Consider the following 14,219-nt stretch of genomic DNA (forward strand, 5'->3'; position numbering starts at 1 on the left):
CAGCCCGAGGTCTCTATGAACAGGATTCCCACGTCGCAATCCGGCCGCGTCGGCGGGTAGAGGATCGAGCCCGACATCATATCGTGGCCGCGGGGCTCGAACATCAGGCCGGTCCGGATCCAGTCGTATTCCGCCAGGAAGTGCTGGCGGCGCTCGAACATTGTGTCCCCTTTGAGCTGGGGAATGCTGCCGCCGCCGACCACGCGGACCGGGTTGCCGCAGGTATGACCGTCGATGCAGAAGAAGGTGTGGCGCGCCATGGCCTCACTCGCTGTTCACAAGAGATGACTGTTAAGAAAGAATAGGCATGACCCCGTGCCACGCCATGCTTTACTAGGCCAAAGCTGTGAGATCCGCACCGGGCAGCAACGGTCGTGGTTTGAAGGTGTTGTCCATGAGGGTCTCGATCTGGAACTCGCAGTTCGACTTGAACGGAATCTTGACTGGTACACCCAATCAATTTCGTTCGCCATCTAGCTCCTGTCCCTACAATATGAAATTGAACTTCCTAAAGGTAGATTGTATAAAATCATGTAAGTCAAGCCACTCTTTTGTCAGTCCGCTATAGAGTCATAGGATCCATTATTCCATAGGATCTGCAACTAACGACAGTGAAAGCTATGCCCCCTGCCAGACCCGCCCAAAAGTCACTACAGCACAGGACCATCGCCTCTGCCGTCGCAGAGGAAGTGCGGCGCAGGATTGTGGATGGTGAGTTCAAATCCGGTTTCCAGCTTCGTCAAGATGCACTGGCTACAGAGTTTGGGGTTAGTCGTATCCCGGTCCGCGAGGCCCTGATGCAACTCGAAGCTGAAGGGTTGGTGAAGATCCTTCCGCATCGCGGCGCAATCGTCTCAGAGCTGTCTATGGAGGAAGTTCACGAACTCTTTGAACTTCGAGCGCTCTTAGAACCACGCCTCCTCAAAGCATCTGCCAAACATCTGTCGGAAGCAGACTATGAGCGTCTTAGTCAAATCCTTCAGGAATACAGCTCAGAACTCCGTGCTAAGCACGTCAGGCGCTGGGGTGAGCTGAACACGGAGTTCCATAACGTTCTGTACCAACATGCACGACAGCCGCGCGCGCAGGCAATCGTTGGGGGCCTACTTCAGGAATGTGACAGACATACCCGGCTTCAGCTTTCGCTGACAGGCGGCATGGAGCGTGCAGAAGTCGAGCACGCTGAACTTGTGCGCCTCTGCAAGAGTGGCAAAGTCTCCGAGGCCTGCTCACTCCTGAAAATGCATATCGAAGGTGTGGGTAAATCGCTCCGCAATTACTTCGAAGAGCATAACAAAGCCACTTCGAAGTAGGCGGCGGGCGAAACGCCCGCCTTGATTGGTGGAAGTGAGGCAGCCTCAGAGCGTTGCGCCGACCTTGCGCAACTCCGCCAGAATTGGGGCCTTCGGAAGCCAAATCTTGTCGTACTCGGCAATCACTGGATCCGCGTCCTTCACATCAGAGACGACGATCTTGACGGGTTGTTTCGAGAAGTTCTCCAATAGGCCAGGCTGATTGGCGACGATCTCATCGATCTCGGCATCAAGCGCTGCGCGAGTTGCCTTGGAGATCAGCTCACGATCGGCTGCTGGCAGGGTGGTCCAGACCCGGCCGGAGACCAGCGCCACCATCGGCATGTGAACGGCATTCATCCGAAGGATGGTCTTGGAGACCCTGTCGAACCGCTGGTTCCAGGAGAAGTCGAGATCTGCCTCAAGGCCATCGACCTGACCATTGGCCATTGCATCGAACACCTGTGGGGTCGGGATTGGTGTGGGGGCAGCCCCTAGTAGCTGGTAGAAGTCACGGAAGGCAGGGGTCGGGTTGATACGCAGCTTCATGCCCTTTAGGTCGGCAACGGACGAGATGTCTTTGGCTGAGAACACAGCACGGATCGATGTGATGCCCCAGCCAAGGCCGATCGTGCCTGTCTCCTTGGGAAGGTAATCGAACAGGCTGAGTGCAACTGGGTGGCGGACGAGCTTCGCGACGGCCTCCGTGGAGCGCACCACATAGGGAGCATTGATCGCCGCAATCGCTGGGACACGGGAGCCAAGCTCGGCAGCCTGGATAAAGGCCATGTCGAGGGCCCCTGACTGGAGCTGTTGCATCATGGCGCCTTCGTTCCCGAGCTGGCCGGCATGGAAAACGGTGAGCGACAAGCGGCCGCTGGTCTCAGCCTTCAGTGTCTCACCGACCTTCAGGGCAGCGTTGTTCCAGGGATGGTTCGGAGGCGTAATGACTCCAAGGCGGAACTCACGGCTTTGAGCACGAAGCACCGTCGGAGCTGCGAGCGGCAGGGTTGCGCCAGCCGCCAAGGCGAGGAGATGTCGGCGGGAAATGGTCATGATTAGTCCTCCGTTCTTTCTACAGGTTAGTCGACGAGGGCAAGTGAGAGAGTGGGCCATACCGAGAGAATGATCAGCATCAGGAACGCAACGATGAAGAAGGGCAGTGTCACTATGAACATTTTGCCGGGCTTGGCGCCTGTAACGGCTGCCGCGACGAAGAAGCAGAGGCCGACGGGAGGAGAGAGAAGCCCGAGCACCAGATTGATCACAACCACGACCCCAAAGTGCCTTGGATCGATGTGATAAACCTCGGTCGCGATGGGCAGGAGGATCGGCACTGTCATGATCAGACCCGGTACGCCGTCAATGACTGTACCGATGACGATCAGGATCACGTTCACCAGGAGCATGAAGGTGACTGGATCCTTGGCAACCGATTGGAGCCACCCCGCCACTTCCTGCGGAACCTTGCCGAAAATTAAAATCCAAGAGAACACAGCCGCGGCAGCGACCAAGAACAGGACGATCGCCGAGTAGATTCCAGATCGGAGCAGCATTTCCGGAATTTGGGAGAACCGGAACTCGCGAGTCCAGTAGCGGCCCACCAGCGCCGCCGCGATTGCGCCAACGGCAGCCGCCTCCGTGGCATTGGCGAGACCCGTGAGGATGGAGCCAACAATCACCAATGGGATCGACAGCGTCGGCGCCGCGCGAAGAACAATCATCACTCGCTCACGCGGCGTCATGCGTGCTCCGGCCGGGAAATTGTACACCAAACCCATCACTGCGATGATGCTGAAAAACAGTACCGTCAACAGCACACCTGGGATGATTCCGGCGATCAACATGTCGGAGACGGGCACTTGGGCAAGTACACTGTAGACCACGAACATCACCGACGGGGGGATGATTGGACCGAGCATTCCCCCATAGGCAGTGAGGCCTGCCGCGAATGTCTTATCGTAGCCCTGACGCTCCATCTGAGGTACCATTATCTGGGACATGATAGCCACTTGGGCAGTAGCCGAGCCCAGGATCGAAGCGACAAACATATTGGCCAGCACATTCACGTAAGCCAAGCCGCCCCGCAATGCACCCACGATAGCCATCGCCATTTCGACGATGCGCCGTGTGATACCACCTCCATTCATGATCTCACCGATCAGAATGAAGAGCGGAATGGCGATAAGGCCGTAACTATCCACTCCGCCGAACATTTGCAGCGGATAGGATTGAAACAGCAAAGGGTTGCCTGAAGCGACGATATAGACGATGCCGGCGAGGCAAAGGCACAGGCCGATCGGCACGCCAGCCAGCATGATGGCAACGAAGGCAGCGGAGGTGACCATTAGTTGATCCCGCTGCTGACGGTGGCGTGGAACCCCGGAAAGGCGCTTCTGCCAACAATGCCGAGGTCTTCCAGTATGTTGGCAAGGCCGTGCAGAGTCATTGAGACGGCGAAGATTGGCAGGACTAGATATATAATCCAGCTTGGCCAATTCAGCGTCTGAGTGCGTTCCGTATAGAGAAAGTTGAAAGTATCGCCTGCATAGGTCTTTGCATCAAACCCAGCGGAGGCAATACCAATCGGGTCCATCCACAGCCAGCACATCGTAGTGAGCCCGAGGCCAAAGCCAACAACCGCCAACGTAGAGATAATCCGTGCTATCTGCTGTCCTCGCGCAGAGAGCCGTTCGGTGAGCATTGTCACAGCAAAGTCGAGCCGAAGCCGCGTCATTGCCGAGGCGCCAATGAAAGCTAGCCAGACCGTCGCATAAACGGCTGACTCGTCGATCCAGTAAATTGGCAGGCCCGCATACCGGGTTGTGACATTGATCAAAATGAGCAGGGTCAAGATACCCATAAAGCTCATGATCGCAACACGCTCAATAGCGAGCAGTCCATTGGAAAGGGCAATGATAGTGCGTACCGGCCAGGACGACATGCGGGAGCTGGGCAATGACTCACCCGTCGATAAAAGGTTCGGTTCGATCACTCGCACAGCTCCATTGCTAGCCACCTGAAAGTGTACCGTATACAATCTACGGATCAACCAAGATGTAGGGCCTTTATCCCGGGCATTTTGTGGGAGACATTTCTACAAGGCTTTCGACGCGCGGAGATGCTGTTGAATGTGTCTTGAAGGAAGAAGGACTGCTATTGCACCGCCGCTTTATCGTCTGGCACAACTCGAAACCGACGACATCTCGCTAGTCAGCCTAGAGATAGCACTGCTCAAGCGGCCTCAAACCTTCTGCTTCCGCCCTCGGCACCGTCAAGAATGAAAAAGGCCCACGGTTGAGTGGGCCTCTCACATATGCCTTAGGCAGCGTATTTCTGCACCGTACCGGATTGCCTGCTCCACTCTGCATACCATGCGTCGAAGAGCTTGAGCTGAGCCTCAGCATAACCGCGCTGACTGTCCGAGAGCGCATCAGTTTCGTTAAAGTGAACCGCGTATTCCGGGCTCCCCTTCAGCACCATCAGATACTTATAATACAGCACCAGATCCGGCCCCTCGTCGAAGGAGGAGAGAACGTGCAGCGCCTCCTCCAGTTCCTTCGCGCGCTGGCGAGCCTCCGCATCACCCTTCGCAGCGGCCTGAGCAAGGGCGCAAAGGTGCAGCACCTCGCAGGGCAGCACGTTGCCGATGCCAGTGATCGCACCGGTGGCGCCGCAATTAACGAAGCCGTGGAACACAGCGGTATCGACACCAACCATCAGCGTCACACCGTCATCCTGGCTGGTGATATGCTCGGCCGCATAGGTCAGTGCCTCGGTACCGCCGAATTCTTTGAAACCGATCAGGTTCGGATGCTCGGCTCGAAGGGCAAAGAACAAGTCTCCACGGGTCGCGAAGCCGTAGTAGGGACTGTTGTAGATCACTGCCGGCAAATCGGGAGCGGCAGCGAGGATCGCTTTGAAATGGTGGCGCTGTGCGGTCAGCGACGACCCGCGGGAGAGGACACGCGGAATCACCATCAGGCCCTGGGCGCCGACCTTCTGCGCGTGGGCGGCGTGGGCCACTGCAGCGCTGGTGTTGACGGCTCCGGTGCCAACGATGACCGGCACGCCGGCCTTCACTAGGCGCTCCACACCTTCCATGCGCTGCTCGTCAGTCAGAAGCGGCCAGTCGCCCATCGAGCCACAATAGACAACCGCGGACATGCCTGCCCCAATCAGCTCCTCCCCTTTGCGCACCAGCGCGTCGAAGTCAGGGCTGCGATCGGCCTTGCAGGGCGTCATAAGCGCCGGGATGCAGCCGGAAAAAATCTTTGATTTCACGGGGTTCTCCTTCAGAAGCCAGTCCCTCTGCCCGCACGGCTGATGTGCGCAAATTCAAAATCTGCCGAGGACGGGGTCAACTAAGTATTTTATACAATCTACATTTCGTGGAGTCAACGCTGTCGCAGGAGCAGTAGAACGCTTGGGCCTGATCGAATTCCTTATTATAAATTGTATTCAATATGCGAGTGTTCTGCGTGTCAGCCCTTAGGAAAGGAATGTCGGACTCGGACACGGATCAACTAGGGATTTGAGATTGAGATCGGTACCCTTGAGCGGGTGATCAGAAGCCCGCAGAGACCGAGACCATCGATCTTCTGATATCTGTTGGCTGAGGGTGCAGGGTTCGACATCCAGGAAATTCGTCGTAAGACAGCCACGATCCGGAGAGCTCAATGCGCACGTCGAAAGTCGTTCATATCGTCAGCTGCCATGCGGAAGGGGAGGTGGGCGATGTGATCATAGGGGGTGTGACACCCCCTCCTGGCGACACAATCTGGGAGCAGTCCCGGTTCATCGCTGGAGACGAAACCCTGCGCAACAACTCCGGGTGGCTCCCCCTATTAGCAGCATGGACAGGTTTCTCGGCTGGGCGTGAACTCACGCAGAGGCATATCACTAAGTGGAGGCAACTCCAGGTCGCGACGCCGAGTCTGAGTTAGGTCGATCAACGTTTCTTGAGCCGCTATGCGCCGTGATCCGCAACCTCCACCATGGACACATCCAAGGCAGTTCAATTCTCATGCCTTCCGGTAATGCTCATCCATCTGTGGCTAGGAAGGGGACATCCCCAGTCGTGACGATCCAAGCTTCAACGCACCTTTCGGGGTGCCTACGCAGGGCGATCACGCGTCAGACTGCGGCCTACACTACCGATGATCTACCCGAGCAACATGTTCTCGGTGAGATCGCTCAAGCAGCTCCTATTTCGATACTGTCCAGGAGGACCCTGCCGTGATCACGATTGACGATATCTTATCGGCGCAGGAGCGCATCGCCCCCTTGATCCGACGCACTCCGTTGCTGTCAGCCATGCAGTTGCGCGACGGCAGCGAACTTGAGGGGCGGGTCACGCTCAAACTTGAGCTTTTGCAGGTGGCGGGCTCGTTCAAGGCGCGAGGCGCCATGAACCGGCTGAAGACCCTGCCGCCGGAAAGATTAAGGCATGGACTGGTGACAGCCTCCGGGGGCAATCACGGATTGGCCATTGCGCGCACAGCCCATGTGGCCGGCATAGCGGCCAAGATTTTTCTACCTTCCAATGTCGCGCCCGATAAGGTCGCAAAATTGAAGGGATGGAACGCATCCGTTGAAATTGTCGGCTCCGTCTGGGATGAGGCCAACGAGGCTGCGCTGGCCTTCTCGGCCGAGACTGGCGCGACCTATGTCCATCCGTTCAGTGATCCGATCGTGGTTGCAGGCCAGGGCACACTGGGTCTGGAAATCCTGGACGATATGCCGGACGTGGACACGATCCTAGTCGCGATCGGAGGAGGGGGGCTTATCGCCGGCCTTTCCACGGCCGTGAAGGCTCGACGCCCTCAGGTCAAAGTAATCGGGATTGAACCGGTCGGCTCTCCCACATTGCGGGCTTGCCTTGACGCTCAGCGCCTCGTCACACTTGATACCGTCAGCACGCGGGTTCCCACCATGGCCTGCCGGCGGACGGATGAGGCGATCTTCCAAACGGTGATCCGCCACGTTGACGACATTGTCCTTGTCACGGACGATGAAATGCAGGCTGCGGCCCGTTGGCTCTGGTTTGAATTCGGCATTGCCGCCGATCTGTCAGGAGCGGCCTCGATTGCCGCCTTGAAGGCCGGGAAGGTTCCGCGCTCAGCAAACGATCACGTCTGCGCCCTGATCTGTGGCGCCGGAACAGACGGCATGGAATAAGCGCATGTTGTCTGTAGCGATCATGCGATTTGTTGCTATTGCCTGCATTGGCATAGCGGTTTACTCCGCACCGTGGGGCATGCTGGCGAGCGGCGAGAGAATAGCCGAGGGGCTAGAAGGTCATCGATGGCGCAAGTCTGTGGCAAAACCCTATGGCCGCTGCGTTGCGTGCTTTTGAGGATTGATCCGATGCTCGATGCTTTTCCTCGTATCGACCTTCTCCAGCAACCAACTCCGCTAGAGCATATGGCGCGGATCGGCACGCATACGGGGCACCAGCAACTTTGGGTCAAGCGGGACGACTGCATGCCCCTGGCCTTTGGCGGCAATAAAGTTCGGAGCCTCGAGTTCTGGCTTGGAGAGGCAATGGAGAGAGACTGTGACATTCTGGTGGTTGCAGGAGCCCCCGCGTCAAACCAATGCCGCCTTACGGCAGCCGCGGCCGCAAAGTTAGGGCTAGAGTGCCTTGTGCTTTACGCGGGTACAGATCCCCTCCCGCCGCACAGCAATCTTCTGCTCACAGGGATGATGGGCGCGCAGATCCAACACCTTGGTCCAGTCGGCGAGGAAGAGCGTGGCAGATTGGCGAAACGCACTGTCGAGGAACTCACTGCTTCAGGACGTCGCCCATACCTGATTGGTAATCCCGTGATCGGAGGCCTCGGCTATGCCCGTGCTGCTAAGGAGTTACACGAGCAGGCTGTAGCAGGCGGGCTCAGCCTTCGGCACATCGTGCTTCCTGGCTCTATGGGTGTAACAGAAGCCGGGATGCTCTTTGGCGCATTCCTGCTTGATCTGCCTTGGACCTTCCATCTCATCAGCGTCGAGTACGAGGCCATCGAACTTGAAGCTCGACTTAGATCCATTCTCGACGGTTTGTATCGGCTGACCGGCGTCGAGGCTAAGGACGATCCGCTAAGTCGCGTCCGGATTTATACGAATCAACTGGGAGCAGGCTATGGCGTCAGAACCGAAGCGTCTGTTCAAGCAGGCCATCTCCTCGCAGAACTTGAGGCTCTCGTACTTGAGCAGACCTATGTCGCCAAGACCTTTGCCGGTCTCCTCAATTGTGTAGCCCGGCACGACATCCCATCAGATGAGGCTGCCTGTATCGTGCACACGGGCGGCACCCCAGCCATCTTTGATTGAGGGGTAAGGCCAAGAAAGCCGAATGATCGGTCAGAGCCTGAAAGCAGCATGGCGGCGAGGCGACGAAGCTTGGCCGTAATACCGTACCGCTTTCAGCCATAGTCTTCGTGTTTGTTGAAGGTCTTGGTGCCGAATCGGTCGGCGCAACATAGGGCCTCCAATGACCCGCGCTCTGGCGCTCGCCACTGCTCTCCTGCTCACCAGCCTCTCCCACGCACCCACCGCACAAGCCGCAGACCCGGTTCACTTCTGGGATCTCCAGCCGCGGTCCCTTCGCCTCTTGGTAGCCTCCTCGCAGGTGATGGTCACCCGCACGAAGACGGGATGGGATGCCTACTGCCGCTGCCCAGTCGTGCTCGCGCCTTCGGAGATCCCTGAGGTGATGAAGAATGCCATCGTGGCTGTCGAGGATAAGCGCTACTTCGACCACAACGGGGTTGATGTGGTCTCCCTGCTTGCCGTGCTCAAAGGCGGCCTCACCCGGGGTGGCAGCACCATCCCGATGCAACTGCTCAAGAACTTGGTGTTCCACGATCTACGCGGGGGTAACGTGCTCACCCGTCTTGAGCGCAAAGGTGCGGAGGTCTGGTACGCTGGCCTGTTCAACGAGGCAGTGGGCAAGGAAGAACTCTTGGCTGCCTATCTCAACCAGATTGAGTTCGGCGGGCGCGACATCGTCGGGCTGTACCGGGCGAGCCGGCACTACTTCCGCAAAGAGCCCAAGGATCTGACGCTGTACGAGGCGGCTCTGCTGGCCGGCATGGTGAAGGCGCCTGCCCGGCTCAACCCGCTGCGGGAGAAAACGCGCGAGCGGGCGCACGAGCGAGCGCTTATCGTCCTGAAGCTCATGGCCGAGCAGGGCAGGATCTCGGACAAGGAGCGGCGCCAGGCTGAGAAAGCCGGCATTCGCCCCGGCCTGCTGCCAGAGTTTAAGATCCAGCCGCAGGCCTTTACTGAGTGGGTGGTGGAAACCTGGGGCGACAAGTACTTGCAGCCAGGCGAGACAGTTCGCTTCTTTGTCACCCTCAACCCGCGGGTCCAGCACATTGCGGAACAACAACTCAGCAGGCTGATCAAGGACGGAGCTGTCCCATCTCAGTACGATGCTGGCGCGGTGATGATGACTCCTAATGGACGCGTGCAGGCGATGGTGGGCTCCGTGAACTGGTCGCAGAGGCAGTTCAACAATGCCGTCAAAGCGCGCGTCCAGGCCGGCTCGACGGCGAAGCTGCCGCTGTTGATCGCTGCCTGTGAGGCCGGCAAGACGCCTGAGAGCAAGGTTGTGGACCAGCCCATCAGCGGGACCTGGCCTGCGAATGGCGAGCTGGGCTACCGCGGTCAGACGACACTGAAGGAAGCTATTGCCTCATCGCGCAACGCGGCTGCTGTGCGGCTGACACAGGAGATTGGGACCGACACGGTTGCTGAGGTCAGCCGGCGCATCGGGGTCGATCCTGGTCCTGCAGCTGATGCCAGCTTTGTTCTTGGCTCCTACTCGAGCAATGTCATGGCCATGACGGCTGCCTACACAGTGGTGGCCAATGGCGGCTACCGCATCACCCCAGCCGGTGTGCTGGCGGTGGTCGATGGCCGCGGCCAGGTCAGGGCTGACTTTCTCACGCCGATGCGGACGAGGGTCATCCCGGAGAAATGCGTTGAGCCAACACAGGAGGTTCTGCGCGAGGCGGTCGAGCATGGGACCGGACGCGCGGCGCAGATGAAGCAGTGGGCAGCTTACGGAAAGACCGGGACCTCGACCGGTAATGCCGATGCCTGGTTCGTTGGCTGGAGTGAGCAGCGGGTATTCGGCGTCTGGATGGGCCGGCGCCGCGCCGAGACGGGACACGCCGTTGCTGGCGCGGGTGCTCCCGCTGCCTACTTCGGGCGTGTGGCCACTGCCGTGAATGAATGGGCCAAGCGCCAGCAGAGGCTTGAGGAGCAGCGGCTCGCAAGCGCACGCAGCAAGCGAGGTCTTGATGCGAACCAGATCGTCGATTGGCTCTCGTCGCTTCCGCAGGCCATGATGCTGCCTGATATTCTGTCACCCCAGGAAAAGCCCCTCAGGGAGAAAAGGACCTAGGCGGTTGGGATCGAACGATGGAGGCATAGTCTTGCACAGCCCCTCCTGCGCTCAGGTTCCGAGAGTGTCTTCGACAAGCCTTGGGTTGCAATCGAGTAGCGCCAGCAGAACCCGGGCTGGCCCCTGAGGTGTTCGGCGGCCCTGCTCCCAGTTCCGAATGGTGCCGACCGCAACGCCGATGCGCCGGGCGAAAGCGGCTTGCGAGAGGCCGGTCCTGCTCCGGATGGCGGCTGCATCGATGACGCTAGGCAGCCTCAGACCACCACCGAGGCTGAGCTCGTCATTTGTTTCTGCGAGAATGGAGCCTAGACTAGCAATGAGTTGCTCAAAGTCGTTGTCATCGCCCATAAAGCTCCTCCGCTGCTTAGGAAAGATACGTCAGTGGCGCAGTGCGTCAATGGCAGATTGGAGAACCGCGGGCTACGCTCACCTTCTCCTGACGCGAGTTATCGCGAGCAGGTCGAGAAACCCTGAGCTGGATAACAGGTGAGAGCGCGACACCCTCCGACAGCCAAGGGTCCTGCTTGCCCGAGGGGTGTCAATACATATGCAACTGACCCCTTCCAGCTTGGAGCAGGGACGGGCAATCACCATATCAAGCGCATGCCACACAAGGGTTTTTCACCGCGCACGCTCGACCTTTTCGAGGTCACGCTCACCATTCCCACGCCCTCGTCCGCGCCGGCTCAAGTTGCTGCTGGGCCGTCGGCGCTGGCCGGTTTGTCGGATGCTCAACTGGCTCAGCAGCTTGAGCAGCTCGTCAAGGAAGTGCAGCGTCGCCTGGAGAAGGGCAGGGGCCAGCAGCCGGAATTAAAGGCGGCGGCGCAGGACGCCAGATTGTCCCTAGACGAGCTTGGGCCAGGCCCCGCCAGACAGACCAGATCGCCGAGGTCAGCCAAGCCCGCACTCGCCCTGCATTAGGGGCAGCGCAAGGCCGTGCGGGCCGCTGTTCTGGCCGGTGTAGCCCCAACCCAAGTAGCCAAGCACTTCGGCCTGTCGCTGACTACCATCCGCAGGGTGCTTAATGATCCTGCATAGGGTACTTGGCTACTGGCGCGCCAAGATGATCTCCGATGTCTGCAGGACGGGTCCACCAGGGTTGAGGTTATCAGCAACCGTGATGCGGAGCCTGCCCTGGCCCTTGTTCCGGATTGCCATGGCAGCTTGCGTGTCGCCGTTGACTGGGCGCGGCCATTCGATCCGGAGGTTCACCACATCACCTCGGCGCCTGCCTGTGAGCCGGGCAGGGCCAATTTGGGCGCCGGTGTAGATCCCGTGGCAGGTGCCAGTGCGGGAGTCATAGGCCAGATCAACGCCGATTTGCCGGCTGAAGATTGCAAAGGCACGGCAACTGCCCTGCGCACTGACCCGATTCCCGCAGGACTGCTGGCGACAGAGCAGGTCACCTGTCGCGGCTGAGAGGTGCCCTCGCGCTGGATCTTGCCCGAGCCGGACCAGCTGCCGCGAAAGCGTTCGAGGAAGTTAGCCTCGGCCGCTTGGGCAGCACTCCAGCTAAGTGCGGTGACACCGCATGGGCCAACGAACCGATGAGTCAGGAAGAACTGCAATTGGCTCTCCTAAGACGTAGGCGATTTGTCTGTTTCGATGCTCGAGAGCTGACGTTCAGTGAGGGGCCTGAATGCGAATGTCTGACCCGAAGGAGACCATCCATTCCACGCTCAGCAGTGATGACGGTGCTCCCGATCCCGGAGAAGTCTTCCACTGAACAGATGTGACGGGAAAGCTGGTGGCAGTATGAATGTGCACCGGGTTCACGGGCAAAGGCTTGGAACTGGAAGCCTCTCTGAAGCGGAGCCGAAGAGTGCATCGTTACTGCCAACCTGAAGCGATAGCTTCACCGCGAAGGCAGCCATGTCTGAGGAAACCCGGACCAGGAACACCAACTCGGATGTATCACCTTCGATCTTTCGAGATCTCATGATCTCAAGCAGGCTTACAATAGCAGCATTCTTCGCTTGCTTGAGATCGTCAAAGGTTGTGCCCTCCTCATCGCGCGAGACGTCACCCCCGTCGAACAGGTCGAAGTAAAAGCGTGTCATAGTCCGCTCCAGAATATCAGGTTGTGCAGGGCGAGAACCTGTCTCAACGGAGAGGCTTGGGGTCATTGCATTTGTGCGCTTACGCGCGGTCCAAGCCTGGTTTCCTCACCATTCAATTGCGTATAAATGAATAGCGCGCAATTGTATATGGGCCATTGGTCCAATGCCAACCTGTCTCAGATACTCAGCGCAGCCCGATTGCGAGAGGTGGATGAGGCGCCCGCCGCTGCGTTTCGGGACCTTGCGCCTGTACACATCGTAGGCTCATCCAGCAGGGAAGCAGGGCTACCAGAGGTGACCGTTCCAACTCTGCCGTGTTGTACCCTCAGTGGGCTGCAAGGCTGGGACAGCTATTCTAGAAAGCTGTTGAGGCTGTCGCGCAGTCGGATGAGTTCATCCCTGAGCGCCTGGATCTCCTGGGCTGAGCGGCCACTGGCGCAGACCACGTTGTGCCGCGCCTTGGCGGCCTGCTCCTTCAGGCTGTGACCCTTAGGCGTGAGAATGATCCGCACTTGTCGCTCATCCTCAGGATCCCGCTGGCGGCGCACGATGCCGGCAGCTTCCAGTCGCTTCAACAGCGGGGTCAACGTGCCTGAGTCGAGATGAAGCCGCTCGCCAATGTGCTTCATCATCTGGTCGTCCTGCTCCCAAAGCACCAGCAGCACAAGGTACTGCGGGTAGGTGAGGCCGACCTGGTCCAGCCCCGGCTTGTACACGCGGTTGAAGGCCTGCGACAGGGAATAGACGGCAAAACAAAGCTGCCGGTCGAGCTTAAGGCCATCTTCAAGGGTGGCAAGGTCAAGCGGCTGCGGTTTGGCCAAGGTGTACTCCTGGAGCAATGATGTTCGTTAGCGTACCACTGAATAGCCCGTTAGTATAGTTGCGCGTCATTCAATTGCTCGGTAATGAATTTGAACCTGCACACCAGGGCAGGCCTCCACCCCAGCTTCCTGAGAGCCTGCCATGACCCGCATCCCCGCTCCCTTCCTGAGAGGCGTCGCTGTTTTGACCATCGGTGTCGCATTCCTGATCAGCCACGCAGCTCTTGCAGCGCCTCAGACGGGTGCCAAACCTGAGGCATCGATGCAGATGGCTGCCGTGGAGAACCATGACGGCGAGGAGAGCCTGCAAGATGTGCAGGGCCTCGCGTTGGCCGAGAACTGCTACCTCGAAGTGCAGAAGCATCGCACGCCTCAGGGCAAGGTCGTGTCCCGCATCGTGCATGAATGCGACTGAGGTGATGCGATGAACCGGATCCTCACCATGCGCAACCGCACACGTCGACCTGCGAACTACTTCAGACCTCCGGAGCCGCCGGACAGGGTCGAGACCGCTGCTCGTGTTCTCAGCGCCTTACTGTTGCTGGGCACAGCGGTGAGTGGAGGAGCCTTGTTCCTCCAGACCGCTGCCGCCCACGCAGAGCGGGAGACCGTGCAGGCTTCAGCGGTGCCGCAGGCC

The 14,219-nt window shown here is 58.9% G+C and carries 14 protein-coding genes and 1 pseudogene; 7 read left to right on the plus strand and 8 right to left on the minus strand.

The window, feature by feature from the left end; translation table 11 throughout:
* The coding region (locus MA07_RS01475) for a proline racemase family protein (protein ID WP_036346086.1) at nt 1–260 on the minus strand (260 nt) is incomplete at its 3' end.
* Nucleotides 261–620: 360 nt separating this feature from the next.
* Between MA07_RS01475 and MA07_RS01480 the strand changes: the two genes are divergently transcribed.
* Complete coding sequence (locus tag MA07_RS01480) at nt 621–1,313, plus strand: GntR family transcriptional regulator (RefSeq protein WP_036346088.1); 693 nt, start codon at nt 621–623, stop codon at nt 1,311–1,313.
* 45 nt (nt 1,314–1,358) lie between these two features.
* On the opposite strand, the gene MA07_RS01485 is transcribed toward MA07_RS01480, so the two are convergent.
* The 4 genes from MA07_RS01485 to MA07_RS01500 all read right to left on the minus strand — a co-directional run bounded on the left by MA07_RS01485 (nt 1,359) and on the right by MA07_RS01500 (nt 5,576).
* Complete coding sequence (locus tag MA07_RS01485) at nt 1,359–2,348, minus strand: TRAP transporter substrate-binding protein (RefSeq protein ID WP_036346092.1); 990 nt, start codon at nt 2,346–2,348, stop codon at nt 1,359–1,361.
* A 26-nt stretch (nt 2,349–2,374) separates the two neighbouring features.
* Complete coding sequence (locus MA07_RS01490; RefSeq protein WP_036346095.1) at nt 2,375–3,640, minus strand: TRAP transporter large permease; 1,266 nt, start codon at nt 3,638–3,640, stop codon at nt 2,375–2,377.
* Nucleotides 3,640–4,236, minus strand: coding sequence for a TRAP transporter small permease (locus MA07_RS01495; protein ID WP_152568681.1), 597 nt, complete (start codon nt 4,234–4,236; stop codon nt 3,640–3,642). The genes MA07_RS01490 and MA07_RS01495 overlap by 1 nt, the downstream gene beginning before the upstream one ends.
* 377 nt (nt 4,237–4,613) lie before the next feature.
* On the minus strand, nt 4,614–5,576 hold the full coding sequence (locus MA07_RS01500) for a dihydrodipicolinate synthase family protein (protein WP_036346098.1): 963 nt from the start codon (nt 5,574–5,576) through the stop codon (nt 4,614–4,616).
* Nucleotides 5,577–5,971: 395 nt separating this feature from the next.
* Here MA07_RS01500 and MA07_RS28400 point away from each other — a divergent pair.
* From MA07_RS28400 to MA07_RS01520, 4 genes and pseudogenes are all read left to right on the plus strand, one after another.
* Nucleotides 5,972–6,118 (plus strand): annotated as a pseudogene (locus MA07_RS28400) (proline racemase family protein); the annotation flags it as partial.
* A gap of 412 nt (nt 6,119–6,530) precedes the next feature.
* Nucleotides 6,531–7,472 carry a threonine/serine dehydratase gene (locus MA07_RS01510; RefSeq protein WP_036346104.1) on the plus strand — a complete coding sequence of 314 codons (942 nt, stop codon included), beginning with the start codon at nt 6,531–6,533 and terminating at the stop codon, nt 7,470–7,472.
* 189 nt (nt 7,473–7,661) lie between these two features.
* Nucleotides 7,662–8,621 carry a pyridoxal-phosphate dependent enzyme gene (locus MA07_RS01515; protein WP_036346107.1) on the plus strand — a complete coding sequence of 320 codons (960 nt, stop codon included), beginning with the start codon at nt 7,662–7,664 and terminating at the stop codon, nt 8,619–8,621.
* A 160-nt stretch (nt 8,622–8,781) separates the two neighbouring features.
* On the plus strand, nt 8,782–10,701 hold the full coding sequence (locus MA07_RS01520) for a transglycosylase domain-containing protein (RefSeq protein ID WP_052002715.1): 1,920 nt from the start codon (nt 8,782–8,784) through the stop codon (nt 10,699–10,701).
* Between the two features lie 51 nt (nt 10,702–10,752).
* Here MA07_RS01520 and MA07_RS01525 read toward each other — a convergent pair whose 3' ends face one another.
* The 3 genes from MA07_RS01525 to MA07_RS01545 form a co-directional block, all read right to left on the minus strand.
* Nucleotides 10,753–11,049: a helix-turn-helix domain-containing protein gene (locus tag MA07_RS01525; RefSeq protein ID WP_036346109.1), complete on the minus strand. Its 297-nt coding sequence runs from the start codon at nt 11,047–11,049 to the stop codon at nt 10,753–10,755.
* Between the two features lie 1,424 nt (nt 11,050–12,473).
* Complete coding sequence (locus MA07_RS01540; RefSeq protein ID WP_036346114.1) at nt 12,474–12,761, minus strand: hypothetical protein; 288 nt, start codon at nt 12,759–12,761, stop codon at nt 12,474–12,476.
* A 350-nt stretch (nt 12,762–13,111) separates the two neighbouring features.
* Nucleotides 13,112–13,582: a MarR family transcriptional regulator gene (locus MA07_RS01545; protein ID WP_036346122.1), complete on the minus strand. Its 471-nt coding sequence runs from the start codon at nt 13,580–13,582 to the stop codon at nt 13,112–13,114.
* A 142-nt stretch (nt 13,583–13,724) separates the two neighbouring features.
* On the opposite strand from MA07_RS01545, the gene MA07_RS01550 reads away from it, so the two are divergent.
* Both MA07_RS01550 and MA07_RS30570 read left to right on the plus strand, forming a co-directional pair.
* Nucleotides 13,725–13,997, plus strand: coding sequence for a hypothetical protein (locus MA07_RS01550; protein ID WP_036345701.1), 273 nt, complete (start codon nt 13,725–13,727; stop codon nt 13,995–13,997).
* A gap of 9 nt (nt 13,998–14,006) precedes the next feature.
* A partial coding sequence (locus MA07_RS30570; RefSeq protein WP_036346148.1) for a hypothetical protein occupies nt 14,007–14,219 on the plus strand: 213 nt, incomplete at its 3' end.

Origin of the sequence: Microvirga sp. BSC39, from assembly GCF_000739015.1 — a bacterium.
Lineage (GTDB): Bacteria > Pseudomonadota > Alphaproteobacteria > Rhizobiales > Beijerinckiaceae > Microvirga.